This is a genomic window from Gemella haemolysans (genome assembly GCF_901873445.1).
Classification (GTDB): Bacteria; Bacillota; Bacilli; order Staphylococcales; family Gemellaceae; genus Gemella; species Gemella haemolysans_C.
In genome coordinates, this window is the sequence record NZ_CABFLN010000064.1 from 35,416 (window position 1) to 59,637 (window position 24,222).

A 24,222-nucleotide genomic window follows, 5' to 3' on the forward strand; every position below is an offset into this window, starting at 1 on the left:
GCAATTATTTTTAATTATATTTATTCATTAAATCTACGAAACTCATTTTTGAGAAATCTTCAATACAGTTTACACTCTTAGAATAAATTTTTTCAATTTCATTCATTTCGTCTTTCAAGAATCTTCCTAAGACATAATCAACTACTTTCATTGGCGGTGTTGGTCTGTCTATTCCAATTTTCAACCTATTGAATTTCTCTGTTCCTAAGTGGCTAATAATACTCTTAATTCCATTATGACCACCACTACTTCCCTTAGCTTTTAATTTAAAGTTTGCAGTTTTTGTATCTAAATCGTCATAAATTATTAATATGTCTTCAATATCAATTTCAAAATAATCATAAAACTTACCTACTGCTTCTCCTGAAAGATTCATATAAGTTGTTGGCTTTACTAATAAATATTTAATTCCATTGTGATATGCTATAGCATATTCAGCGTTAAATTTCGTTTTATCAAAACTTACATTCCAAGATTTAGCTAGTTCATCAAGTACCATAAATCCAATATTATGTCTTGTATTTTCATACTGTTTACCTGGATTACCTAATCCAACTATTAATTTCATAAATTATCCTCACTTTTATTTTTTTTACTATCGAATATACGACTTAAAGAAGGCAACGGACACCGCTGCCTTCTTTAAAGATTAATTTAATTAATGATTATTCAAAAAGAACACTTACAGGTTCGTTATTGTGAATTTTGTAAATTGCTTTAGCAATTAAATCACCTACACATAACGGTACCATTTTATCTAATTTTTTCTCTTCTGGAATATCAATTGTGTTAGCATATACTAACTCTTTAATTGGAGAATTTTCAATTCTATCTAATGCTTGTCCACTTAATACAGCATGTGAGCAACTTGCATAAACTTCTTTTGCTCCTCTATCTTTAAGTGCTTGAGCTCCTAAAGTAATTGTTCCCGCTGTATCAATAATATCATCTATAAGAATGCAAGTTTTTCCTTCAATATTACCTACAATGTTCATTACTTCAGCAACATTTGGTTTTGGTCTTCTCTTATCGATAATTGCGATTGGCGTATTTAATGCATCTGCTAGTTTTCTAGCACGTGTTACACCACCGTGGTCTGGCGATACAACAACAACTTCTTCCATATCTGGAAGTTTTTCTTTGAAATATTTCGCAATAATTGGTACACACATAAGGTGATCAACTGGAATATCAAAGAATCCCTGAATTTGAAGTGCGTGAAGATCTAATGCAATTACACGATCTGCCCCTGCTACTTCTAATAAGTTAGCTACTAATTTAGCAGTAATTGGTTCACGACTTCTTGCTTTTCTATCTTGTCGTGCATATCCGTAATAAGGGATTACAACATTAATTGTGTCCACTGAAGCACGTTTAAGTGCATCTATCATAATTAATAAAGTCATTAAATTGTCATTTACAGGGCCACTAGTTGATTGTAGTACGAATACTTCACTACCACGTACACTTTCCTCTATATTAATTGAAACCTCTCCGTCACTAAATTTTTTAACGCTACATTTACTTAATTCTACTCCTAGTGACTTCGCTACTTGTTTTGCTAATGGAATGTTAGCATTTAATGAAAACAGCTTTAATGGTTTATCTACAAGCATATTAAATTTTTCTCCTTAAAATTTGGTTCGATAGTAATACAGATGTATTCCGTTAATTATTATAGCATAAATATTTGATAATTTCTACTGTTATCAAGTATAGACCAATTAAAATTCACTAATTTTTTTACTATTTATTATTTTCCACAATGCAACTTGTTATAATCTATGTATATTTATTATATAATCTTTTAGAATTTTAAAAATCATTCATAATCTGTATCAGTAATCTATAAAATTCTTTTTCATTTTTGATAAAACGTTCGTGTATTTCTGTTGTTACAGAGAATTTTTTAATTATTTTGAATATTTTTTCTATTTATTAGTTTATTTATTTGTCATAGTATGCTATCATTATAGAATATAGAATGATGACCTGTTATTTAAGATTTTGACTTTTAAATTTCAAAACATTTTTAGTTAACATAGTTTCTAATATACTTATATTTTTTCTTAAGTTTATATTTTAGAAATATAAATACTCATTATTCTTGAAATATATAATTAAAGGAGTGACCTTATGGATAAAATTTTTGAATTAATTGAAAAAGAACAACATAGACAAGATACTAATATTGAGCTTATTGCTAGTGAAAACTTTGTTTCTAAAGATATACTAAAAGCAACTGGTAGTATTTTAACAAACAAATATGCCGAAGGATATCCTGGAAAAAGATATTATGACGGTTGTGAAGTAGTTGACGAAATAGAAACACTTGCTATTGAAAGACTTAAAGAACTTTACGATGCTAAATTCGTAAATGTTCAAGCTCACTCTGGATCAAGTGCAAATATTGCCGTATACCTGTCTTTACTTACACCTGGTGAAACAGTCTTAGGTATGAGTATGGATGCAGGCGGTCACCTAACTCACGGTAGTAAAGTTAGCTTTTCAGGAAAGCTGTTTAATGCAGTTTCATATGGTGTCAACAAAGATACTCATCTTATAGACTACAACGAAGTACTTCGAATCGCTAAAGAACATAAACCAAAAATGATTATCGCTGGATCAAGTGCATACTCTCGTGTAATTGATTTTGCTAAATTCAGAGAAATTGCAGATGAGGTTGGCGCTTACCTTATGGTAGATATGGCTCATATCGCGGGGCTTGTTGCAGCAGGATTACATCCAAACCCAGTACCTTATGCTGATGTAGTTACATCAACTACACACAAAACTTTAAGAGGGCCTCGTGGAGGAATTATCCTTACTAATAACGAAGAAATCGCAGTAAAAATTAATAAAATGATCTTCCCTGGTGCACAAGGTGGTCCATTAGAACACGTTGTCGCAGCTAAAGCAATTTGTTTCGCAGAAGCTCTAAAACCAGAGTTTAAGGTATACCAACAACAAGTTATTAAAAATATGAAAGCCATGGTTGAAGCATTCAAAAATAACAATATTCCTGTAGTTTCTAACGGTAGTGATAACCACCTGTGTCTAATTGATACATATTCTACTTATAACGTGACTGGTCATGATGCTAGTGACTTATTAAGTAAAGCTAAAATTACATGTAATAAAAATGGTATCCCATTCGATACATTACCTCCGATGAAAACTAGTGGTTTACGTCTAGGTGCTGCAGCAATGACTACTAAAGGATACGTAGAAGAAGATTTTGTTGAAATTACAAATATTATTTGTGATTTACTAAGAAATGGAGAAAGTTACTTAGAAAAAGCTCAAGAAAGAGTTGCAACATTAGTTTCTAAAGAAAAAAAAGAATTTAGATAATAATTTTGAGATACATGACTTCTAAAATAGAATTTGTGTATCTCTTCATTTTCAAATTTTATATAGTACTTTATATACTTTTCCTTATATACGTATTTATTTTATATTTTTTTAAAATATAGTATAATTATAAATGTAAATAAAAATTACAGAATTGGAGATATATCGATGACAGAAAAGAAAATGAACGTTGAAAGTTTTAATCTTGATCACACTAAAGTTGTTGCACCTTATATTAGATTAGTTGGAGTATATTCTGGAGATAACGGAGACAAAATTTACAAATATGACATTAGATTTTGCCAACCCAATAAAGAACACTTAGAAATGCCAAATCTTCACTCTTTAGAACATTTAATCGCTGAATTAATCAGAAATCACCTTGATAATGTATTAGATTTCGGACCTATGGGATGCCAAACAGGATTCTACTTATCAGTAATTAATAATGACAGCTACGAAGAAGTTGAAGAAGCTCTAGCAAAAACATTAGAAGATGTTCTTGTTGCTACTGAAGTACCAGCATGTAATGAAGTACAATGTGGTTGGGCTGCGTCTCACTCTTTAGAAGGTGCTCAAATGGAAGCTAAAAAATTCTTAGAAAAACGCTCTGAATGGAAAAACGTTTTTAGTAAATAAATATAAATAAAAATCAAACTGATATTTTTCACCAGTTTGATTTTTATTTTTTATCTATCTATATTGTATTTTCTAATACCTAAAACTCCTATAATTAAACCTAAACCTGTTATAATAGGAATTGTGTTTGAAGAGTTCCCTCCTGTTTTCGGAAGGATTGTATTTTGTTTGAAATTATTATTTAAAGAGTCAAGTTTATCGACTTTTATATTACTTCTAGAATTTTCTCGGTTATTTCTTACATTATATTTTTCCTCAACAACCTGTGCTACCTCTTTTGGTTTAGAATTTAATTCTTTACTAATTGTAGTTATATTTTCTTGCTCATTTATTTTATTCGTAGTGCTTATCTCTTTCTTAGCATCCAATGAAATTTCTTTTAGTTTATCATTTTCATTTCTTGGTACAGTTTTACTAAAATCAACAATTACAAATAAACTAAAATGATTTATATTAAACTTAACTATTCCATTTTTGACTTCTGATGGAATTAATGTTAGACTTCCATTTTTCTCAACATGATAAATCTTTATCTCACTACTTTCATTTTCTAATAAAGCTATACGAACTATTCTGTCATTTTCAAGTTGTACTTCATTATTATCTTTAGATAATTTTAAATCTAATACCCTAATTTTATCTTTTTCTACAGATAATTTCCTACTAATCATTTTTATTTGATTGCTATTTTCAATTTTTTTAACATTCAATGATATATTATTGATATTAGCTAACAACTCGACTTCCACGCCAAATTTTGAACTATTTAGTAATTCAAGAGTGGATTTAGGATTTTCCTCTTGTACTAGTGGCTCGCCTTTTTCACTTATTACTAGTTCTGGATTCTCTTCTTGTACTAGTGGCTCACCTTTTTCTGCATGAAATTCAGGTAACTCAGGTTGAACTAACGATTCGCCTTTCTCACTTATCACTAATTCTGGGTTCTCCTCTTGTACTATTGATTCACCTTTTTCACTTATTACTAGTTCTGGATTCTCTTCTTGTACTAGTGGCTCACCTTTTTCACTTATCACTAATTCTGGATTCTCTTCTTGTACTAGTGGCTCGTCTTTAGAATCTTTATAAACTCTAATAGGTACATTAATTATGTCACTTGAACCATCAGAATATGTTACTTTTACCCTTGCATTGACATCCCCTAATTCTGCAAGATCTGTAGAATTTAATATTTCATAGTTTATATTTTGTGGGAGATTTCCTTTAATAATTTTATTAAGCACCTCATTAATATTTAAACCATTCCCCTGACGCAATAATAATTTTTCGTCATTTAAAATCTTAGGCTCGTATTTTCCCGCTTCTGTTAGTTCTAAGGTAGTACGTGAATTTATAACATCCAGGCCTAAGCTAGCTAGTTCTCTAGTAATATTATTAATAGTAAGTTGTGGAGAAAGTGTATTCGAAATTGTAGCTTCCGCTTCTTTCAATTTTTCTGTTAAAGTTGATTTTGATAAATTATAATTTTCAGCTGATTTTTTAGTCTTATCTGACAAATCTACAACTGACTCTACTAATTTTTGAGCAACATTGACTACAGATATCAACTCTTTTTTATCTGCTTCATTTACTGATATAGGAATATTGATGTCATTACTACTATTATCATCTAAATACGCAACTCTTACTGTAGCATGTTTCGTACCCAAAGATGTTAATTCATCTTTATAAACTAATGATAACTTAGTATTAACTGGTAATAAATTTCTATTAACTTTACTAATTATATCCTTATCTTTAAGTTTGTCTCCTATCATTATAGATACTGGTTTATCATCTACTAAAGTTGGTAAGAATGTCTTACTCAATGTTCCATTTTCTGGATCAATTATGCTTAAATTATTTATATTTTCATCACGATATCCGACTCCATCCATTCCTTGACGTTTTCCAAAATTAAAGTCTGGATTTGAATTCACTCTATTTTCAAAATAAGACGTCGATGAATGAGCTCCTGCACTTTTACCTATACTTATTTTATTTTCAGGTTGAAGATTTCCCGGGATTATATTATCATTATCAGTATAATAATTTTTTATCTTTCCAGATTTTGCAAGTTCTTCAGAAATCTTTACATCATCCTTTGGAACTCCCCATAACCAACCACTCTTAACTTTTGGTGCATTAAACGTATAAGTTTGTTTATACTTCCCAAATTTTTCCTTTTCAGCTGTTGCTGTAGCTCTTAATGAGAGATAACCACCTAATGAGTGTCCAGTAATATATAAATTTGTAATTGTACTATCTTTTTTTATTTTTTTCATTAATTGAATAGCTGCTTCACTTTGATTTGATTCATTACCAAAGAACAATGCTAAATCGGCTTTTAAATCCCCTGCTTGTACAACATTTGTGCCTGCAAAAGCAAGAACTTGGATATTATCACCTTTTAAAAATGGAAAATTATTAGTTGTTTCAAATAATACCGCGTCTAGACCATTATCCTGATGAAATGTTTCTTTTACTCTCCAATATGGTCCAAGCTCATTATTAGTCATCTTTTGAATATTGTTTGAAAGAGTACCTGCTGGAGCTTGCTTTTTAAGAATATCATCTATTTTTTTATCATTCTCATAAACTAAATTTATAAACATAGCCATATCCCTTGCTGATACATTCCAGATTAATTTATCTTTATCTTCTTTATCGTTTAATCCATCTCCATCAGTATCGGCAAGTCTTGGATGAATATCATATCCAAGATAAGTACGTCCGTCTTTTTTATAAATATATAATTCATCTTTATTTGCTATACCATCTCCATCGTCATCTCCATCAGGATTTAATATTGCCTTTTTATAAATTAAACTGTCGTACTTACCTCCCTCTAATCCTATATAACCCTTTGCTATATCTTCAGCATATTTGCTAGTGAGTCTAGAAATAATTTTTGTTCCTTTTTCTACAGGTTCTACAATATTTTCTACTTCCTCAGTTGTAACTTTATTTTCTTCTAAGTTTTTATTAATTATCTTCGTCAGTAAATTAGCAATATCACTACTATCATCTATTCGCTTATCTAGAACATTTAAATTACTATTTTGAGAATCTGAGTTTATTTCAACCTCTTTGTTATCTGTTTTCCCTATAAATTCAGTAGTTAAAGTTGAATCCGTAGCTATATTTTTATTTTCTGTATTTTTTTCACTTACTGAAGTTGTCGTACTACCAGTAGAAATATTATTACTTTCTTTATTATTCTTATTATCTAAATTATTAGTAGTCTCTAAATTTATCTCTACATTTTTAAGCTTTTCATGAACCAGTGAAACATTATCATTTACTCTACTTTCTCCGTGTGCACTTGCTGTTCCACCTAAAAATACTAATGTACCAATAGCTACTGATGCTATTCCAAAACTAAGTTTCTTTATTCCATATTTCACTAATTTTCTTTCAATATTATTTTTAAACATATTCCCTCCAAGATTCCATCTTAAATATATGTATTTAGATTTTAATTAGCATTATTTTTAGTTAACTAATTACTCTATATTATTTAAGTATACATGAAAATATCAAACATAACAAACTTAAATTCAATAGTATTTTTATATTAATTCACCTTTTAGAAGTGACGTAATTCTTACCTATCTAATTTATTTATTACAATTTTTATTTAGTTTTTATCTTTTTTTTATAATATTGCATATATATACTTACAAACAAACTTTTAGAAATTATAACATTTCAAAATATTTAATACACTATGTACTTAACAAAACTCCCATCAAATTAAAAAATTTTTCAAAAAAAATAAGCAGATTACTAATATAATCCGCTTAAATTTTTATTATTTTGCAACTAAGCTACGAATAGCGTTACGATCTATTTCGATTTCTACTTTTGGTGCAATTCTTACTTTTACTGTTACTGTCCCTACTTCAACGATATCTCCGTAAATTCCAGCGAAAGTTACGATTCTATCTCCTTCTTTTAATGAATCTTGTAGAAGTTTTAATTCTTTATTTCTTTTAGATTGTGGTCTAATAATCATGAAGTACATGAATCCAAAAAGAAATACTATCATAATAATATTAATATATGAACCTTGCATGTTTTACCTCCGTTTATTTATAATATATGTTTATTCTACTATATACTTAGTAAAAAATAAACCTTTTATCATATTTTTTTACTAGATTATTAGAAATTCTTAGGATTTTCTTGATTTAATCCATATTTTTCAAAGAATTCTTCTTTGAAATCTAGTAATCTATCTTCTCTAATAGCTTGACGAATATCTTTCATCATATTAATTAAGAAATGAATATTATGAGTAGTCGCTAGTCTAGCACCAAATATTTCATCAGCTTTAAATAAATGACGAAGATATGCTTTTGTATAATTTTTACAGCAATAGCATGAACATTCTGGATCAAGTGGTGTAAAGTCCTCTGCATACTTAGCATTTTTCACTACAACACGTCCAGCAGATGTCATACATGTTCCATTACGTGCAATACGAGTAGGTAGCACACAGTCAAACATATCTACTCCTCTTAGTACTCCTTCAAATAGAGCATCAGGAGATCCTACTCCCATTAAATATCTTGCTTTATTAGCTGGTAATAAAGGTGTAATATGTTCTAAAACTCTATACATTTCATGTTTTGGTTCTCCAACTGATAAACCACCAATAGCATATCCTGGAAAATCCATACTTACTAAATCCTTAGCACTTTGTTCACGAAGGTCATTAAATCCTGCACCTTGAACTATACCAAAAATACTTTGAGTTTTTGGATTTTTATGTGCTGCTAAACATCTTTCTGCCCAACGACTAGTTCTTTCCACTGATTGACGGATATATTTATAGTCGTGATTATAATCAGGACATTCATCAAAAGCCATCATTATGTCTGAACCTAAAGCATTTTGAATATGCATTGCTTTTTCAGGTGATAAGAATAATTTTTCTCCTGACAGGTGGTTTTTAAAATGAACTCCTTCTTCCTCGATTTTTCTCATTTCACTAAGAGAAAATACTTGAAATCCTCCTGAATCTGTTAGGATACTTCCATCCCAATTCATAAATTTGTGAAGTCCTCCTGCTTTTTCAACAATTTCTTCACCAGGACGTAACCAAAGGTGATATGTATTTGATAAAATAATATCAGCACCCATACCTTTTACTTCTTCTGGTGACATTGCTTTTACTGTAGCTTGTGTCCCAACCGGCATAAATACTGGTGTTTCAAAGCTACCGTGTGGTGTATGAACAATACCTAATCTCGCCCCTGACTGTTTACATGTTTTTATATGTTCATACCAAACTGCATTTTCTTTTACATCTCTCATATGAAAATTTCCTTTCAATAATTATATTATTATCATCGCATCCCCAAAACTAAAGAAGCGATATTTATTTTCAACTGCTGTATTATATAATTCTAAAACTTTTTCTCTATCATAAAATGCACTAACAAGCATTATTAATGATGATTTTGGTAGATGGAAGTTGGTGATTAATCCATCAACACATTTAAATTCAAATCCCGGATAGATGAAAATATTTGTCCAACCTGAGGCTGCAACTATTTTTCCATTATTATCTCTAGCAATTGTTTCTAATGTTCTTGTTGAAGTAGTACCTACAGAAAATACTCTTCCCCCATTTTCTTTTGTTTTATTAATAATATCCGCTGTTTTTTCATCTAGTGTATAATATTCTGAGTGCATATCATGATCTTCAATATTTTCTACAGCAACAGGTCTAAATGTTCCTAGTCCAACATGAAGAGTTAAATATGCTATATTTACGCCTTTTTCTTTTATTTTATCTAATAGTTCATTTGTAAAGTGAAGACCAGCAGTTGGAGCAGCCGAACTTCCCACTTCTTTAGAATAAACTGTTTGATATCTTTCTTTATCAGTCAATCGTTCTTTAATATATGGTGGTAAAGGCATTGTACCAAGTTCATCTAATCTTTCCTGGAATATTCCTTCATAGACAAATTCAAAATGTCTAAATCCATCATCAAGGACCTTCGTACACACTGCTTCCATAATACCGTCACCAAATGATACAATACTTCCCTCTTTTATTCTTTTGGCTGGTTTAACTAGACATTCCCAATCATTATGTCCTAGATTTTTTAATAATAATATTTCTATTGCAGCTCCAGTATCCTTTTTAGCACCATATAAACGAGCTGGCATAACCCTAGTATTATTTAATACCAAAGTATCTCCAAGATTAAAATAATCTATAATATCTGAAAAAACTTTATGTTCATGTGTATTGTTTCTTCTATCTACACACAGTAATTTACTAGTATCTCTTTTTAAAAGAGGAGTTTGTGCAATAAGTTCCTCTGGCAAATAAAAATCAAATTGTTCTAATTTCATCTATAATCTCCTTTAAAAGTTACCTTTACTATTATAGCTTGATTATCATAAGTTAGCAAGTCACATCATAATAAATTGTAATTTTTTCAATTTCTAGCAATACTAAAATATAATAAATAAAAATTCGAATCAATACTATAAATAATGTCAATTCGAATTTCCATTTTATTTTTTGTTACTTCTTAAATATTTAACATGAGCTAAAATATTAGTAGCTATTCCTAATCCTATACTTAATACAAGAATTGAACTACCACCGTTACTTATAAATGGTAATGGAACTCCAGTCATCGGGATAGATGCCGTAACTCCACCAATATTTACTACTCCCTGTACTACTAATAGACTTGCGAATCCTAATGAGTACATAGCTGAAAAAGTATTTCTTGATTTTGTACCAGAAAATATTACTTTTCCAATAATAATTAATAATAAAGTTACTACGAATAAAACTCCTATAAAACCTAACTCCTCAGCAATGATAGCAAGAATAAAGTCTGTATGCGCTTCTGGTAAGTAACCTAATTTTTGAATAGAATTTCCTAATCCTCTACCAAATAATCCTCCATTACCAAATGCAACATATGAATTTATTACCTGATCTGCCGCAGCTGCTAAATCCTCCGAAAATGGATTTAAAAATACTTTTAGACGATTTGTTCTATATGAAGTTCCGCTATTAAACAATGCACTCTTCAACATAAATAACATCAATACTGCTGCACCTGCGATTATCGCAAGCGTTAGTATTTTTTTTATATTTTGTGAATGCATATTAGAACATAGCGTCATTATACCTATTACAGATAATGTAATAAGCATCATTCCAGTGTCATTTTGAATTGCTATAATGGCTACTAAACCTAATGGAATATTAAACATTTTTAATAACTCTGAGCTTGTACAAATTTGTCTTAATTTTACTTTCCTTGTTTCTAATATATATGCCATGTACATAATGATAAATAACTGTGCTAAAGTTGATGGCTGAAAACTGAACGCACCTATTCTTATCCAAGATCTAGCACCATTTATTGCTGGCATAAATAAAGGAACAAAAAGTAAAACTGCAATAACTATACATCCCTTCATTAAAAAGCTTTTATCTTTAAAAACTTCAAAAGGTATTGCAACAGAGAATACTAGGAACGTTATATAAGCGAGTACTACCCACATTGCCTGTCTTTGTAAGAAGTATGTTTCACTTACTGGAATACCCGATGTGAAAGTTCCATACTTATTACCAATCATACTAGCACTATAGACCATCATACAACTTAAGACTAACAATACTAGAAGTGTTAATGCAACTACCCAATCTAATCTTACATGTCTACGCTCATGCTTAATTGATCTATGTATCCTTCTTACAAAATTCATATTAATTTGCTTTGCTTTCTTCTACTATATTCGAGTACATTTCACTAGCTTTATTTTCTAAATCTGCTAGGATTATACGTCCTGCTTCTTGAGAAATACAACCTATCTCTACTGCTAAATTTATTTCTTTAGTTAGACCATAAATTTGAGTATCAATAACATCTTGGTAAAGTGGACATTTTCTCTGACCTTTTACTGATACACATGCACTAATCATCTCTTCAATCTTCACAACGTCTTCTTCTATTCTTCTACGAACCTTAATAAAAATTAGGTTATTTTCCATTTTTTATCACCTATCCTTTTGATAATTCATAATTAACTTCATGTCTTATTATAGCAATAGCTCTAATAAAATCCTCTTTTGAAATTAATTCTAAACGTTTTAATTCTCTCACTTCATATTCTACCATACTTAATGTATGTTTTCTATCCTTCATATATATAATTATACCAAATGATTTCAAAAATTGTTGTAAATCATAAAAATTTTTCATTTATATCACCTTAAAAATTACTCAATTCATCGACTAGGTTTTTATTTGTTTCTCTACTATCTAACTCATAAGCTTTTTTCGCATATTCTTTTGCTTTTGAATAATTACTTTCTTGTCGTTCAATTATTGCTAAATTATAGTAAAGTGGAGCAAAAGAATCATCAAAATTTATTCCATCAAGAAAAACTTTTTTAGCATCTTGTTTAGTTGCAGTCGTCATTTTTACCATACCTAACTCATAATAAGTTAAAGCTGATTTATTCTTAGAGTTTAATTCTTTTTCTAAATTGAAAATATCTTCATCACTATAATGTTTTAACAACCTACTATCTACCCTCGATACTCTAAATCTATTAATTGAACTTTTTGTATTAACACCTGCAAATAATAATGTTTCACCAAGTAAACTAAAAACTATCATGCAAATTAATGCTATATAGGTTCTTTTCTTCATCAAGAATAATTCTAAAAATACTCCCAATACGAAAGAAAAAATATATAGAACTATAGAAGTATCAAACAATAATGTAACTAAAGCTAAATAGATAATAGATATCACACCAGAATACATAAATTTCAAATTATCATTTTTCTTGCTAAGTAATCCCATAAAAATAGATCCTAAAAGCGAAATATTTGCGACCAATGCTATATCTAATGTTTCAGAATAACCAAATATCAATAAGAGATTAAATACTAAAGAAACTATAAATAATAATCCAAAACTCTTCAATACATTAAGTGATTTATTAAAGAGTACTGAGCTAACACCAATTGTTACCAATATTATCAATAATTTCATTGAATTATCTACAGTAAAGACACTGGTGAACATTCTATAAAATTGACCGCTTATAATTTTTTGGTAACTATATTCGATATTTTGGTATGCTGAACTCTTATTATTCGATAAATAAATAATAAAATAATTTAATAAGAATAAAAATAAATATATTCCCAACAATATATTATACTTTACATTAAATACAGTTCTATCTAGTGTCTGTCTCTTATATAGTTCAACCACTCTGTTTTTATATCTTAAAGTATCAGGCGTTCCTTCTACAAAGCTTTTATCTTTTTCTTTTAAAAATAACTTACTGTTTTTTTCATTATATAGAATACGTTCAATAATTATACTATTTGATATTCTATATTTTTTGTAATCTTCTATAATATCATCAAATTCAGGAGAAACGTATAGGATTTTCATTTTTAAACTACTCAGTTTAAACATTTTTTTCAGTCTAACTTCATTTCTAATAACATTAGAAACAATGCTATCGATTTCTGTTGATTTAAAACTATCTCCGTATATAAATCTTATTAATTCATTATCTTCATTAATAAGCCACACATCTTTTTTTTCTGGACGATAATATAATATACTATAATTATATTTCGTTATGTACAGATATATAATCTTCCAAAATTTTTTATCATTCATAATTTCGCCACTAATAGTAAAACTTAAATAGACCTATGTCTATTTAAGTTTTACTTTTGCTACTTCTTGTGAGAAATCAACAGTTTCATTAAATTTTAATACTTCGATATTTTCCACTGCATCCATGTTTGTGATAACACAAGGAGTAATAATGTCTTTAGCTTTTTCTTTAACTAACTCTAAGTCATAAGTTAATAATGTTTGACCTACTTCAACTCTATCTCCTGCAGATACTGCTACATCGAAACCTTCACCTTTCATAGCAACTGTTTCTAATCCAACGTGAATAAGAATTTCTACATCTCCTGATTTAATTCCAAAAGCATGTTTTGTTGGGAATACTTGGATAATCTCTCCGGCTACTGGTGAAATAAGTTTCCCTTCTTCAGGAATAATAGCGAATCCGTCTCCCATCATTTTTTGAGCAAATACTGGATCAGGTACTTCTGTAATATCTACTACTTTACCTTTCATGTATGAGCTTAATACAACCTCATTTACTTGCACTTCTTTTTTTCCGAATAATTTAGATAAAAATCCCATCTTAATCCTCCATATATATTTACCTTCTTAATATATATATTATATACTTTTATTACAATTTTTTCAATTAATTTTCGGAAATAATTTCAAATTTAATACTAAAATATTTCTATTTAATTATTGATTTTAAAATACTACAAAAAAGAGAGATTTTCCAAATATAATTTTGAAAATCAAATTTATGAAAAATCTCTCTTAAATATTTATTAAAGCTGACAATTTTAAAAAATTTTATAACTTTTTAGTTTTTTAAAATCTCATTAATCAAACTATTTCTAAATTACTATTCTGCTTCTGGTTGCTCTCCAGTTTTATCAGCGTTTTCTTGATAAAATAGTCCGTAGATATACTGTTCAGGATCAAACACTTCTAAATCATCAATATTTTCTCCTAAACCAACTAGTTTAACTGGTATTCCTAATTCTTTCTTAATAGCAATAACTATACCACCTTTAGCTGTTCCATCTAGTTTAGTAAGGATAACACCTGTAACATCACTTACTTCTTTAAATGTTTTCGCTTGTAGTATACCGTTTTGGCCTGTTGTCGCATCTATTGTTAAAAGTACTTCCTGTGGTCCTTCTAGAACTTCTTTTTTAATTACACGGACAATTTTTTCAAGCTCTTTCATAAGATGATCTTTATTTTGCAGACGACCTGCTGTATCACAAAGTAATACATCATAACCTTTTGCTTTAGCAGATTGAATAGCATCAAAGATAATCGCTGCTGAATCGGCACCCTCATGTGATTTCACAATGTCTGCACCACTACGTTTTGCCCAAACATCAAGCTGGTCAATAGCTCCCGCTCTAAATGTATCTCCGGCAGCTATAAGTACTTTTTTTCCTTCTTTTTTAAGGTTATGAGCTAATTTACCGATAGATGTAGTTTTTCCTACTCCATTTACCCCCACGAATAAGAATACTGAAAGTTCTTTTTCTGGTGCATAGTTTAATTCAGATTTTACAGTTCCTTCCATGTAAACATCTACCAACTTCTCAATAATCATACTTTGAAGCTCACTTGGTTCTTTTAGATTCTGTCTTTGTGACTCAACTTTTAGATAATCAACTAATTCTAATACAGTATTATAACTAACATCTGATTGAATAAGTAATTCCTCTAAATCTTCAAAAAATTCTTCGTTAATTTCTCTATATGAACTAATTAAGTTATTAAGTGCATTAGAGAAGTTATCACGTGATTTTTTTAGTCCTTTTTTAAATTTTTCAGTTACAAACTGACTCTCGACGAACTCTTCATATTCATCAAGTGAAATCAGTTCTTCATTTAATTCTTCCTTAGCAGAGAATTTTTCTTTTAGTCTTTCAAAAAAGCTTGCCATTGGATACTCCTTATATTTCTTTTTTATATAATAAAAGGGAGACTAAGCTCCCTTTAATTTTCTATTAAAGCTTCCTAAATTTTAGGGAGTTTTAATTTTTGTTATTACAAATAATATTTTTATAGATTTTGATAAATCAATAATCAATTTATTTATGTTTCATGTATGGGAACAGAAGCACGTCACGGATTGAAGCTGAGTTAGTTAATAACATAACTAATCTATCAATTCCGATTCCTAAACCACCTGTAGGAGGCATACCGTACTCTAATGCTTCTACGAAGTCTTCATCCATTTCATAAACTTCTTCGTTACCAGCATCTTTTTCATCCATTTGAGCTAAGAATCTTTCTTTTTGATCAATTGGGTCGTTTAACTCACTGAATGCGTTCGCATGTTCACGTCTAACGATAAATAACTCGAAACGATCTGTGAATCTTGTATCTTCAGTATTAGTTTTAGCTAATGGAGATACTTCTACTGGATGACCGTAAACGAATGTCGGTTGAACTAATGTTTCTTCTACAAATGTTTCGAAGAATTCATTAATAATGTGTCCAACTTTCATATCTTTTCTAACTGGAACGTTGTGTTCTTTAGCTAATGCATGAGCTTGTTCATCTGTCATTTCTGGCCAGAAGTCAACACCTGTTACTTCTTTAATAGCATCTACCATATGTACACGACGCCATTTTGGTGTTAAATCAATTTCATCTTCACCGTACATAATTTTTGTAGTACCATGAATTTCATTACAGATGTATGCAATCATAGATTCTGTTAAATCCATAATATCATTGTAATCTGCATAAGCTTCATATAATTCAATCATTGTGAATTCTGGATTGTGTCTTGTAGATACACCTTCGTTACGGAATGCACGACCGATTTCATATACTTTTTCTAATCCACCAACGATTAAACGTTTTAAAGGTAATTCAAGTGCGATACGCATGAATAATTGCATATCAAGTGCATTGTGGTGAGTCACGAATGGACGAGCAGCAGCTCCACCGGCAACTGAGTGCATCATAGGAGTTTCTACTTCTAGGTATCCACGTTCATTTAAGTAACTACGCATGATTTGAATGATTTTAGAACGTAAAATAAATGTTTCTTTACTTTCTTCATTCATAATTAAGTCTACATATCTTCTTCTATAACGTTCTTCAACGTCTTTAAGTCCGTGGAATTTATCTGGTAGTGGACGTAGTGCTTTTGTTAAAATTTCAAATTTATCAGCTTTAACAGATAATTCACCTACGTTAGTCTTAAATAACACTCCAGTTACGCCAACGATATCACCAAGGTCAAGAGTTTTGAAATATTCATAAGAATCTCCAACTCTATCTTGACGAACATAAATTTGAACTTGACCACCTAAATCTTGAACGTGCGCAAATCCTGCTTTACCTTTACCACGTTTTGTCATAATACGTCCTGCAATTGTTACAGAAATATTTTTTTCTTCTAATTCTTCTTTACTAAATTTATCATATTCAGCTACGATTTCATTTGATAAATGAGTTCTTTCAAATTTAGTTCCAAATGGATCTAAACCACTTTCTCTCATAGCTTCCATTTTTTCACGACGAACAAGCATTTGATCATTTAAATCTTGTACATCTACTTTAATTTCTTCTGTCATGTTAAATTCCTTTCTAGTATAATCTAGTAATTTTATTCAGATACTCCTTATTATAACACATTTTCACCCATTTTGTTAAATCTTTAAGAAGAATTTTACTATTTTTTTAACTAATAAATTTTACATTTAGAATTAATCTTCTAATATATTTTCATCTAAATTTCACTTTCTTTATTCATTGAAATTATAATGTAAAATTTTCTGACATAATTCGTTAAATTTTCCTTCTAAAACTATTGTTTAGGTATAAAAAATAAGATATAATGAGTACGCCTAGAAAATAATTAAGCAAAATTACTGTTAACATTTTAAAAACTAAATATTATTTAAAAATATTCCATGTTATAAGGGGGAGATTCTTTTGGAAAATTTAAAAAAAGAAATTGGATTTTTTGGAGCATTTTCTACAGTAGTTGGTGTAGTAATTGGTTCTGGTGTGTTTTTCAAAGCAGCCGTCATATATAAGACTACAGGAAATGTTAACCTCGGCTTACTCGCATGGATTCTTGCAGGAATTATTAGTATTTGTGCAGGATTAACTACTGCTGAGCTTGCCGCTGCTATACCGGAAACCGGAGGCATGATAATTTGGGTTGAAAAAGCTTATGGTAAAACAGTATCATATTTACTCGGATGGGCTCAAGCTGTAATATACTATCCTGCTAGTATAGCTGCCGCTGCCGCTATTTTTTCAACACAATTTCTAAATCTTTTTGGTGTAGATAAAAAATACTCAATTCTTATAGGTGCTTGTGCTGCTACTACTGTGACAGGATTAAATTTACTTGGTAGCAAGGCTAGTGGTCGCATTCAAACTGTAGCGACAATTTGTAAACTTATACCAATTATTGCAATTATTATTTTCGGATTATTACAATCTAAACCAACAACAATCGAACTTTTTCCTAGTAGTTCATCATCTAGTTCTACACCTCTAGCTGCTCTTGGTGCTGCAATGTTAGCTGCCATGTATGGTTATGATGGTTGGAGTAATGTTGGAACTATTGCTGGGGAAATGAAAAATCCAAAAAAAGATTTACCACGAGCAATTTTATATGGTTTACTAGTAATAACTGCAATTTATCTACTTATCAATGTAGCATATTTACTTACTATGCCTATGGAACAAATAGCTGGTAACAGTAATGTTCCTAATGATGTAGCTACTAAATTATTTGGACCAAACGGTGGGAAAATAATAACTATTGGTATTATGATTAGTGTTTATGGAACTATGAATGGCTTTACTATGACCGCTATTCGCGTTCCTTATGCAATGGCAATGAAAGATCAGATTCCATTTAAAAACTTCTGGATCAAACTAAATAGATTCTCAATTCCATATTTCTCAGCTTTAGTAACTTTAGTTTTAACTATTGCGATGATGTTTACAGGAGAATTTGACACTCTTACAGATTTTCTTTTATTTACAATTTGGATTTTCTTTATAGCGACATTTTTCGCTGTATTTGTCCTTAGAAAAAGAGAACCTAATATGCCACGTCCATACAAAGTCCCATTTTACCCTATAGTTCCTTGGATTTCTATAATAGGTGGAGCTTACATAGTACTTGCTGCTATTATTACTCAATTTACATTAGCTATAAGTGGTGTTATTATTACATTACTTGGTTTAGTATTTTACACAGAAACTCATAAAAAATTCAAAAAATAACTATTCTAAATAAAATATATCAAAATAAAACTAAACTAGAAAATGGATCTTAAAAGACTTTCTTTAATAATGAATGACTTTTAAGGTCCATTCATTTTATTGATATTCAATTTTTTTTTTGATAAAATATGATTATAACTTCTTTCGCTTTGTAAAGAAGATTGGAGTTATCTAACTAGTATTTTGCAACAGATAACTTCAATATTTTTTTATCAAAATCACGGTTATTGTAGTAGTAAGGAGGAAACTTTATCTTGAATTTTATTTTAAAAAAAGAGACCATTCTAACGTCCTTTTATACAATTTCATTGTCTTTATTAATAAGTAAATTCTCAGTAGATTATTTATTTTCAGATAAATCAATATACGACTTTTTTCACTTTATACTGCTTTTTATTATTTTCTTTAATAGTTGGCTGTTGGAAGTTGTTCATCTAAATAGATACGGAAAAGATAGTTTTATAAATTACTTCTTTTTAACTTCACAAATAATTGTTATATTGAATTTACTAGTGAGAAATTCTTTAAATATTAAATATATACTTGCTACATTAATCCTACTATCAGTAATATTAAGTATCCAGCATATAACCGAATATATTCTGACTGATAAAAAAGACCTAATGATAAAAAAACTAACAGAACCATTCTGTTATATTCACACAGGTCGTACACTTTCTTTATTATTATGTTTAATAATTATAGATTATTGTTACTGGTTTATATTTCTTGCTTTTACGATAAGTCAGCTATTCCCAAGCTTTATCTCTAGAAGTATTCATGTAAGAGATATAAATTTTTATCATTTAACTACTCATTTATTTATAATTACTAACACTATAGCCATTAGTTTGTGGTTAAGTGATTTAAAAATAAATATTACTGCAAAGATAATTTTATTAATTAGTATAGTATTTATTCTTTTATTAACTGTCTATCGAAAAATATTTAAAACAATCGATAGAACTTTAACAAAACAATCAGGTAATACGTATATAATTGGTATGTATTTTACAATATTAGAGTTAATATTTATCAATTTATTTTTCGTTTTAGAATACGACTGGAAATACTTTCTACCGTGTTACGCTTGTGGCATCATAAGTAATCGATGTTTTAACCAATATAAAAAATAAAAAGGTAGTAAACTCTCTAAGTTAGAAAGTTTACTACTTTTTTATTTATCTTGCTTCTTCGTAATCCAAGACTTCTGCAACTTTACTAGCAATATACTTCGCTAATTTTTCATGATTTTTTTCATCTAAGTGAATGCAGTCAATTAATGAAGTCTCTGCAACACGCCCCGCATTTAAGAAGTCTACTTCATATTTATCACTTACTTCTTTGAATGTTTGAGCTAAGAATTTTGATTGTTTTAAACTATTTTCGTCAAATTCCCCAAATAAGCTTTGTCTTTCTACTATTTCATCACGTAAAGGAACTGGTGAAACGACAAGAATTTTCGGAATTTTATATCCCGCGATTAAGTGTGGATTTCTTATATATTTAATATATTCTTCGACTCCTCTTGCTATATGTTTTGCACTCGGATTAAATTGTTTTTTCAAATCATTAGTACCTAACATGATTATTACCAAGTCCACAGGTACATGACTTAACATTAAAATTGGTAGTGTATCAATACCACATCTAACCGGTACAATTGTATCTTTTGCAGTAACTGTTCTTCCGCAAAGAGCTTCTTCTATAATAGTATCATTAGGACGAAATTCTGCTAGTAATTTAGTCCAACGTTTGTCAGTTCTTACTCCATCCTCACCTGGGACATATCCCCAAGTGTTGCTATCCCCAATACATAAAATACGCATAATTTTCTCCACCTTTTTTCTTCTAAATTCTTCTTAATTTTATCAAACTAATATAAAAAATGCAATAGAGCCAGATGATAAAAGTACTAATAATTGTTATCAGTGCAGTATTTTTGTAATATCCTCTCTCTTAAATTATAATAACAATATTATAATTTAAGGAGGACAAAATGATACAAACAAATTTCCATCATAAAAAACATTATAAAATTCAAGCATACTCAAAAAAAGTACTTTATACAACATTAATTTTAACAATAAGTTTTGCATTATTAGAATATATCGGAGGACTTCTATCTAATTCATTAGCACTATTAGGTGATTCATTCCATATGTTTTCTGATGTTATTGCATTAGGATTCAGTTTAATAGCCTTACTATTCAGTTCAAAAAAGCCAAATAAAAAATACACTTTTGGTTTTGTGAGATTAGAAGTACTAGCCGCCTTTATTAATGGTTTAATGCTAGTTGGTATTTCTATTTATTTAATTTTCGAAGGATTTATGAGATTCTTCAATCCGAAAGATATTGATTTCAAATCTATGCTGATAATTTCAACAATAGGTTTAATCTTTAATATTGTAGTAACGATAATTTTAACAAAAAGTTTAAAAGAAGAAGACAATCTTAATATCCAAAGTGCTTTATGGCATTTCCTTGGTGATTTAATCAGTTCAATCGGAATTATAATTTCATCTACAATTATTTACTTTACAAACTATCAAATTGTTGATGTTATTATGAGTATTATAATCAGTATAATTCTTTTCAAAGGTGGATATAAAATTACAAAATCATCATTTGTAATTTTAATGGAAGCTACTACTTTAGATACTGAAGAAATTTACAATAAGATTAAAGAGATAGAAGGTATTGCAGATATTCATGAGTTTCATATTTGGCATACAGATACAAATGAAATTAACGCAGCAATGCATATCCTTTTAGATGAGTATAATACTGCTAAAGATTATATAATAGTAGAAAATGTAAAAATTCTTCTTAAAGAACAATACGATATTGAACACTGTTTTATTGCTTTAGAAAATATTAAATACAACGATCATAGTTTATAAAAGAAGGAGCCTAAGTTGAATAAATATCAACTTAGACTCCTTTTTATAATTTCAATAAATCTATAGTTTTCTCTATTTTATACGTAGGTACTATCTCTGGATTAGAAATTTTATGAATATCTACTAAACAACTGTCTATCCCGGCATTATTAGCACCTAGTATATCCGATGTAAGAGTATCCCCTATCATTAAAACTTCATCCTTATTTTCTACATCTATTTCTTTTAAGATAATATCAAAAAATTCTTTATCTGGCTTTTTGCTACCAATTTCTTCGGAAATAAAAATTCTCTCAAAATATTTATTAAGATTATTATTTTTTAGTCTTGTATGTTGAGTAATTCCAATTCCATTAGAAGCTACATATAATTTATGAGTTGATGTTAACTTCTCTAACATTTCAATTATTCCATCAAAAAGTTGATTTCCTTCAGCAAGATATCCTCTATATCTATTATCTACTTCATTACCATCAACTTTTCTATCAAATAACTTAAAAAATCTTATAAATCTTTCACTTGTAACTTCTTTATTCGATATTTCTCCACGTTCAAAACTTCTCCATAGAGATTTATTTATCGTTTCGTATTGTTCAAACAACTCATTATTATATTCTATATTCTCATCTTCTAATAATTTTTTAAAAGCTATAACTTGTGCTTTACCAAAATCTAACAATGTATCATCTAAATCAAATAATAAATACTTATACTTATCTAAAATCATCGTTTCACTCCATTTGTGTATTATTTAATCATTATAACACAGAGAATACTTTTTTGAAAATATAGCTTTATTTATCTCATAAAATTTATTTTTTATTCTTAAAATGTTCTCGAACTCGTGGAGCTACTTCTTCTCCAAATAGTTTTATAGCTTTCATTATATCTTCATGTGGCATAGACCCAAGAGGTAGATGTAGCATAAATCTATCTAATCCTAATGTTTCTATCATATCAATAAGTTTATTGGCAACTGTTTCTGGACTACCTACCAACATAGATCCATCTGGCCCTACGCTATTTAAATATTGTTCGAAAGTAAGAGGCCTCCAAAATGGTCTATCTTTTAAAATTGCATCAACTACTTGTTTTGTTGGATGGAAATATTTTTTAATCGCTTCTTCATCCGTATCAGCTACAAATCCCCAAGAATGTGAAGCAACTTTTAACTTATCGTTACTATGACCTGCATTACGTCCTATAGCCCTATAATAATCTATTAAACCTTTGAAAGCTTTATATTGACCTCCTATTATTGCATAAGCTATAGGTAATCCTTTTTGAGCTATTTTAATAGTAGACTCCGTATTTCCTCCTGTCGCTACCCAAATTGGAAAATCTTCTTGAACACTTCTCGGATACACTCCCTTATTTTCTACCTTTTGTGTATATTTTCCTTCCCATGTTAACATTTCATTATCTTTAATTTTCTCTAACATCGCTAATTTTTCATCAAACAATTCTTCATAATCACCTAAATCATAACCGAACAACGGAAATGATTCTGTAAATGAACCGCGACCTACCATTACTTCTGCTCTACCTTTAGAAATAGCATCGATTGTTGCATATTGTTGATAAACTCTTACTGGGTCCGATGATGATAATACTGTTACTGCTGAACTTAATTTTATATTTTTTGTAACAGCAGCACCAGCTGCTAATAAAATTTCTGGTGCTGATACTGCAAAATCTTCTCTATGATGCTCACCGATTGCGTAAAGATCTAAACCAACTTCATCAGCAAGTTTCATTTCTTCTATCATATCTCTAATACGTTCATCATGTGCAGGTGTTATTCCTGTTCCTTCAATTTCTGTAGTTTCACCAAATGTACTAATTCCTAACTCTATCATTTTATGTCCTCCTATATTATCTCAATTTCAAGATATTATATTATAAAACAAGAAAACAATTTTTAATTAATTTTCTTTAGTATTTCTGTCAATGTATTTAATTCTTCTTCAGTTAAATCATCAAAAATCTTTTTAGTATTTATTTTATATGTAGGGAAAATATCATCCATTAAACTCTCACCTGCTTGAGTCAACTTAATATAAGTTACTCTTTTGTCCTTTTGACTAAGCTTTCTATATAACATATCCTTTTTTCTCAAGGTTATCAACAACATATGTTGCACTACCGCTAGCAAGTAATATTCTATCTCGTATTTCTTGAATATTTTTCTCACCTTTACTATATAAAAATTCCATAACAGCAAATTCAGTAGCATTAATTGGATAATTTTTTAAAGTTTTCTTCAAATCATCTATTAATAAATTACTCGCTCTCATAATTCCAATAATAGCTTTAAACTCATTATTCATAAGGCTTCTCCTACTTTTATTATATACTTATTCCCCTCACAATTATCTCGAATATGAGATAGTTATACTTCATTAACTTTATATTGT

22 protein-coding genes are annotated in these 24,222 nt (G+C 29.2%); 4 read left to right on the forward strand and 18 right to left on the reverse strand.

Annotated elements, in window-relative coordinates; genetic code table 11:
• Nucleotides 1-10 precede the first annotated feature (10 nt).
• Complete coding sequence (gene pth / locus JX287_RS07595; RefSeq protein ID WP_204644290.1) at nucleotides 11-568, reverse strand: aminoacyl-tRNA hydrolase; 558 nt, start codon at nucleotides 566-568, stop codon at nucleotides 11-13.
• A 97-nt stretch (nucleotides 569-665) separates the two neighbouring features.
• Nucleotides 666-1,616 carry a ribose-phosphate diphosphokinase gene (locus JX287_RS07600; RefSeq protein ID WP_003146418.1) on the reverse strand — a complete coding sequence of 317 codons (951 nt, stop codon included), beginning with the start codon at nucleotides 1,614-1,616 and terminating at the stop codon, nucleotides 666-668.
• Nucleotides 1,617-2,136: 520 nt separating this feature from the next.
• Here JX287_RS07600 and glyA point away from each other — a divergent pair.
• Together glyA and JX287_RS07610 are read left to right on the forward strand one after the other, a co-directional pair.
• Nucleotides 2,137-3,354 (forward strand): serine hydroxymethyltransferase, encoded by a 1,218-nt coding sequence (gene glyA, locus JX287_RS07605; RefSeq protein ID WP_204644291.1) that lies wholly within the window; start codon nucleotides 2,137-2,139, stop codon nucleotides 3,352-3,354.
• Between the two features lie 168 nt (nucleotides 3,355-3,522).
• The gene (locus tag JX287_RS07610; protein WP_048802077.1) at nucleotides 3,523-3,993 is read left to right on the forward strand and encodes an S-ribosylhomocysteine lyase; all 471 of its coding nucleotides are present in this window, start codon (nucleotides 3,523-3,525) and stop codon (nucleotides 3,991-3,993) included.
• A 50-nt stretch (nucleotides 3,994-4,043) separates the two neighbouring features.
• On the opposite strand, the gene JX287_RS07615 is transcribed toward JX287_RS07610, so the two are convergent.
• The 11 genes from JX287_RS07615 to lysS all read right to left on the reverse strand — a co-directional run bounded on the left by JX287_RS07615 (nucleotide 4,044) and on the right by lysS (nucleotide 17,225).
• Nucleotides 4,044-7,427 (reverse strand): Rib/alpha-like domain-containing protein, encoded by a 3,384-nt coding sequence (locus tag JX287_RS07615; RefSeq protein WP_204644292.1) that lies wholly within the window; start codon nucleotides 7,425-7,427, stop codon nucleotides 4,044-4,046.
• A gap of 377 nt (nucleotides 7,428-7,804) precedes the next feature.
• Nucleotides 7,805-8,068, reverse strand: a complete 264-nt coding sequence (gene yajC / locus JX287_RS07620; RefSeq protein ID WP_003146429.1) for a preprotein translocase subunit YajC — start codon at nucleotides 8,066-8,068, stop codon at nucleotides 7,805-7,807.
• Nucleotides 8,069-8,157: 89 nt separating this feature from the next.
• Nucleotides 8,158-9,312: a tRNA guanosine(34) transglycosylase Tgt gene (tgt, locus tag JX287_RS07625; RefSeq protein WP_204644293.1), complete on the reverse strand. Its 1,155-nt coding sequence runs from the start codon at nucleotides 9,310-9,312 to the stop codon at nucleotides 8,158-8,160.
• A gap of 21 nt (nucleotides 9,313-9,333) precedes the next feature.
• On the reverse strand, nucleotides 9,334-10,362 hold the full coding sequence (queA, locus tag JX287_RS07630) for a tRNA preQ1(34) S-adenosylmethionine ribosyltransferase-isomerase QueA (protein WP_204644294.1): 1,029 nt from the start codon (nucleotides 10,360-10,362) through the stop codon (nucleotides 9,334-9,336).
• A 165-nt stretch (nucleotides 10,363-10,527) separates the two neighbouring features.
• Entirely contained in the window at nucleotides 10,528-11,742 is a 1,215-nt protein-coding gene (locus JX287_RS07635; protein WP_204644295.1) for an FtsW/RodA/SpoVE family cell cycle protein, read from the reverse strand.
• A gap of 1 nt (nucleotide 11,743) precedes the next feature.
• Complete coding sequence (locus JX287_RS07640) at nucleotides 11,744-12,028, reverse strand: DUF1507 family protein (protein WP_204644296.1); 285 nt, start codon at nucleotides 12,026-12,028, stop codon at nucleotides 11,744-11,746.
• A gap of 10 nt (nucleotides 12,029-12,038) precedes the next feature.
• Nucleotides 12,039-12,239 carry a YqgQ family protein gene (locus JX287_RS07645; RefSeq protein WP_204644297.1) on the reverse strand — a complete coding sequence of 67 codons (201 nt, stop codon included), beginning with the start codon at nucleotides 12,237-12,239 and terminating at the stop codon, nucleotides 12,039-12,041.
• Nucleotides 12,240-12,249: 10 nt separating this feature from the next.
• Nucleotides 12,250-13,686 carry a tetratricopeptide repeat protein gene (locus JX287_RS07650; RefSeq protein WP_204644298.1) on the reverse strand — a complete coding sequence of 479 codons (1,437 nt, stop codon included), beginning with the start codon at nucleotides 13,684-13,686 and terminating at the stop codon, nucleotides 12,250-12,252.
• Between the two features lie 39 nt (nucleotides 13,687-13,725).
• Nucleotides 13,726-14,229, reverse strand: coding sequence for a PTS sugar transporter subunit IIA (locus tag JX287_RS07655; RefSeq protein ID WP_204644299.1), 504 nt, complete (start codon nucleotides 14,227-14,229; stop codon nucleotides 13,726-13,728).
• A gap of 283 nt (nucleotides 14,230-14,512) precedes the next feature.
• Nucleotides 14,513-15,577 carry a signal recognition particle-docking protein FtsY gene (gene ftsY / locus JX287_RS07660; protein ID WP_204644300.1) on the reverse strand — a complete coding sequence of 355 codons (1,065 nt, stop codon included), beginning with the start codon at nucleotides 15,575-15,577 and terminating at the stop codon, nucleotides 14,513-14,515.
• 148 nt (nucleotides 15,578-15,725) lie between these two features.
• Nucleotides 15,726-17,225, reverse strand: a complete 1,500-nt coding sequence (gene lysS, locus JX287_RS07665; protein WP_204644301.1) for a lysine--tRNA ligase — start codon at nucleotides 17,223-17,225, stop codon at nucleotides 15,726-15,728.
• Between the two features lie 361 nt (nucleotides 17,226-17,586).
• On the opposite strand from lysS, the gene JX287_RS07670 reads away from it, so the two are divergent.
• A complete protein-coding gene (locus JX287_RS07670) occupies nucleotides 17,587-18,900 on the forward strand; it encodes an APC family permease (RefSeq protein ID WP_204644302.1) in 1,314 nt (437 codons plus the stop codon).
• Nucleotides 18,901-20,081: 1,181 nt separating this feature from the next.
• Here the strand turns inward: JX287_RS07670 and JX287_RS07675 are convergent.
• A complete protein-coding gene (locus JX287_RS07675; RefSeq protein WP_204644303.1) occupies nucleotides 20,082-20,729 on the reverse strand; it encodes a GDSL-type esterase/lipase family protein in 648 nt (215 codons plus the stop codon).
• 170 nt (nucleotides 20,730-20,899) lie between these two features.
• Here JX287_RS07675 and JX287_RS07680 point away from each other — a divergent pair, with 170 nt between their 5' ends.
• Entirely contained in the window at nucleotides 20,900-21,805 is a 906-nt protein-coding gene (locus JX287_RS07680; protein ID WP_204644304.1) for a cation diffusion facilitator family transporter, read from the forward strand.
• Between the two features lie 43 nt (nucleotides 21,806-21,848).
• Here the strand turns inward: JX287_RS07680 and JX287_RS07685 are convergent, their stop codons facing one another.
• The 4 genes from JX287_RS07685 to JX287_RS09070 all read right to left on the reverse strand — a co-directional run bounded on the left by JX287_RS07685 (nucleotide 21,849) and on the right by JX287_RS09070 (nucleotide 24,135).
• The gene (locus JX287_RS07685; protein ID WP_204644305.1) at nucleotides 21,849-22,532 is read right to left on the reverse strand and encodes a YjjG family noncanonical pyrimidine nucleotidase; all 684 of its coding nucleotides are present in this window, start codon (nucleotides 22,530-22,532) and stop codon (nucleotides 21,849-21,851) included.
• A gap of 85 nt (nucleotides 22,533-22,617) precedes the next feature.
• Nucleotides 22,618-23,664, reverse strand: a complete 1,047-nt coding sequence (locus JX287_RS07690) for an LLM class flavin-dependent oxidoreductase (protein WP_204644306.1) — start codon at nucleotides 23,662-23,664, stop codon at nucleotides 22,618-22,620.
• A gap of 62 nt (nucleotides 23,665-23,726) precedes the next feature.
• Nucleotides 23,727-23,909, reverse strand: coding sequence for a MarR family winged helix-turn-helix transcriptional regulator (locus JX287_RS09065; protein WP_345770911.1), 183 nt, complete (start codon nucleotides 23,907-23,909; stop codon nucleotides 23,727-23,729).
• On the reverse strand, nucleotides 23,899-24,135 hold the full coding sequence (locus JX287_RS09070) for a MarR family winged helix-turn-helix transcriptional regulator (RefSeq protein WP_345770912.1): 237 nt from the start codon (nucleotides 24,133-24,135) through the stop codon (nucleotides 23,899-23,901). Before JX287_RS09070 ends, JX287_RS09065 begins: the two co-directional genes overlap by 11 nt.
• Nucleotides 24,136-24,222: the final 87 nt, after the last annotated feature.